The organism is Streptomyces sp. NPDC006265 (assembly GCF_040613555.1).
Lineage (GTDB): Bacteria > Actinomycetota > Actinomycetes > Streptomycetales > Streptomycetaceae > Streptomyces.
Genome location: NZ_JBEXSH010001062.1, coordinates 1 through 2737, shown reverse-complemented (window position 1 = coordinate 2737; position 2737 = coordinate 1). Strand labels below are relative to the sequence as shown.

At 72.2% G+C, this 2737-nt stretch carries 2 protein-coding genes and 1 pseudogene; 2 read left to right on the top strand and 1 reads right to left on the bottom strand.

Features of this window, described 5'->3' with window-relative positions:
* Positions 1-156: 156 nt before the first annotated feature.
* Both ABZ281_RS45210 and ABZ281_RS45205 read left to right on the top strand, forming a co-directional pair.
* Positions 157-416 (top strand): annotated as a pseudogene (locus ABZ281_RS45210) (GNAT family N-acetyltransferase); the annotation flags it as partial.
* Positions 417-450: 34 nt separating this feature from the next.
* Complete coding sequence (locus ABZ281_RS45205) at positions 451-2403, top strand: SMI1/KNR4 family protein (protein ID WP_356664179.1); 1953 nt, start codon at positions 451-453, stop codon at positions 2401-2403.
* 121 nt (positions 2404-2524) lie between these two features.
* On the opposite strand, the gene ABZ281_RS45200 is transcribed toward ABZ281_RS45205, so the two are convergent.
* Positions 2525-2737 (bottom strand): hypothetical protein (locus tag ABZ281_RS45200; protein ID WP_356664177.1); only part of this gene is annotated, 213 nt, incomplete at its 5' end.

Genomic DNA, 2737 nt, shown 5'->3' with positions numbered 1-2737 from the left:
GCTCTCGGCGTGCCGGCCGGAAGCCCTCGTACTGGACGTACTCGGGGTTTCGGCCGGTGCGCCGAGTGGGGGTCCCCCCTGCTCGAGCGGAGTCGAGAGCTTGGGGGAGCGTGCCGGGCGTCGCGACGGGGCGAACGTTGCCTGCCGCGGCACTAGCTGTTCCTGCCGGGGGTGTGGGGGCGTGGGTATGCCGCCGAGGCGTGCGCCGCCGTACTCGACTGGTTCGCCGGCACTTCCCCGGCGAGCCGGTGGTGCTCTGCACCCGGATCGCCAACGACCGCGCGCTGCGCCTCGCCGTGAAGTTGGGGTTCTCAGAGGTGGAGCGGTTCGAGGAGTACGGCGCCGAGCAGTGGTTCGGCGTGTGGTACACCCGGTCACCGCGTCCGGCTGAGTCCGGCGGCTCCGCCGAGCGGTGAAGCGCTGTCAGTGGTGGGTGGCAGCATCGGGCCCATGACGGACACGACGGCATTCGACTGGCGGTCATTCCTGCTCGGATGGAGCGAGGAGTGGGCGGATTCCTTGTCCGACGACGACACGCGGAGCGAGGACGACGAGGGCGCACGGCGGGCACGCCGACTGGGGTTCCCGCCCGCGTCCGAGGGGCGGATCGCCGCCATGGAGAAGCGCCTCGGCCGGCGGATGCCGCCGTCGTACCGGGAGTTCCTGAAGGTCAGTGACGGGTGGCGGCACGCGGGCGGATTCGTGTGGCTGCTGGCGGGGACCGCGGACGCACGCTGGCACAACGACGAGTCGGGACTCGGGTCCATGTACGAGGAGCACCTGGACGAGGACGCCGGGCCCGAGGAGCGGCGGGAGGCAGACATCTGGCGGCGCGGGCTGCAACTCGACGTCGAATCCGATGCCACCTACGTCCTCATGGATCCCGACGACGTGGACGAGGACGGCGAGTGGGCCGTCTACACGTGGGCGAGCTGGCGCGCCGCGCCACCCGAGCGGCACGAGAACTTCCATACGTTCATGTGGGACATGTACCGGGAGTTCCACCGCCTGCGGGCGAATCCGGGTGACGGGGAGCCGGCGTTCGTCAACGACACGACACGCAGGCTGGACGACCAGGTGGAGGAGGCCCGGCTGGAGGCGCTGCGCGGCGGCTGGGAGCAGGCCGGGAAAGCGTTGGACGAGGCCAAGGAATACGGCCGACCGCGGGCAGCCGGACTGCGTGACCAGATACGGCGCCTGCTCGGAGAGACCTACCTGGTGTCCTTCGAGGGGGTGGCGGCGGATCCGCGGTACGCGCGCGAGCTGCTGCCTCTGCTGGTCGCCGAGCACGCGGCGCACTCGTACCGGGACGACTCCACGCTGAGGTTCGATCTGCGGGGCGCTGACGACGCGCTGGTGTCCATGGCTCACGCGCTGCTGGACCGGATGAGGAACGGCACGTACCGGTACACGGCGGCCGGACCGTTCGGGGAGGCGGTCGAAAGGGCCCGGGAGCTGGCGCGGTGGGGAGACACCGACGGGGCTTGGCGGACACTGATCGCTGCCCTGCCCTTGTGGGAACCGCTGGGGCCGGACCACTTGGCGCCGCTGGGGTGGGTGGCCGATCCCGTGCTCGGGCCGCTGCTGACCCCGGAGCGGGGCCGCGAGCTGCTGTCCACGCCGAGGGGCGGGCAGACCGGGGAGGCACCGGGGCCGACGGCCGGTCTCGACCCGGGCGGCCTGGCGTGGCTCGCGGAGCCGGACCCGGGCAACAACCGCACGTCCTACCGGTTCGTCCTGGTGGAGGGAGTCGAGCCGGACGAGCTGCCGGAGCGTCTCACGGACGGGGACGCCACCGTACTGAACGACCCCATGACCTCCTGGGACGCGCACCGCGGCTCGCTGCGCGGCACGAGGGAATTCTCCTCCTACGACGGCAGGGCCCTCATGGCGGTCGGCCGGGCGGGCACCGGCTGGAGCTTCGCGTTCGACGGCCGTCCGGCGCCGTTCGACCGGCGGCGGTTCGTCTCCCCTGCCGCGGGCGCGAGCGGAGGCACCCGCGCGGTGGTGGTGTGGAGCGACCTGAGAGCCGGGCACCGGGAACGGTCATTCCACCTTTCGGTGGCGCGCGACGGCGTCGAGCAGTACGGGTTCACCTACGCGGACGGGGAGATCGGCCAGAGCGGGGAGATACCGCGGACGCTGGACCCGAGCCCGTTCTTCGGTGAGCGGGCCGACGGTGCCGAGGCGGAGCGGTCGCTGCTGGACGCGGTGGCGACCGAGTTCGGTGTCCGTCTGCCGCGCCACGCGATCGTGAGCGGGCGGCTGCACACGTTCGTGACCCGCTCCTGGACACGGCCCCCCAGGGACGGGGAGTCGTACATGGTGATGCGCGTCCACGGAGCGGCCCCGACGTCGGCGGGCGGCGACCCGTTGCCGGAGGAGGGCCCGGAGAGCAGGTAGGCAACCGCTGGGGACACGGCCCGCTTTCGTCGAGGACGGGCCGGTGGCACCGCGGCGCAGGCCCGCCCCGGCCCTCCCGGGTGGAACAATCGGCCGTACGAGTCCCAGCCGAGGAAGTCGGTCAGCACACCGTGGAACGACCAGCCGTCCCCTTTCCTCCCTCTCCGTGGCGCCTCACCGGCGACATGGTCGTCTCGCTGTGGCGCATCCCGACGGACGACCTGCCGTCCTGGCCCCTGCCCGCCACGATCACGTTCACGTAGTCGCGGCTGCGTAGCGCGTGGTCGGCGACCGAGAGCAGCGTGTTGGCGTCCGGCGGCAGATAGACCCGGAC

Excerpts from the sequence above, each read along its gene's own strand:
- ABZ281_RS45205 (WP_356664179.1), top strand. The coding sequence starts at position 451 with ATGACGGACACGACGGCATTCGACTGGCGGTCATTCCTGCTCGGATGG.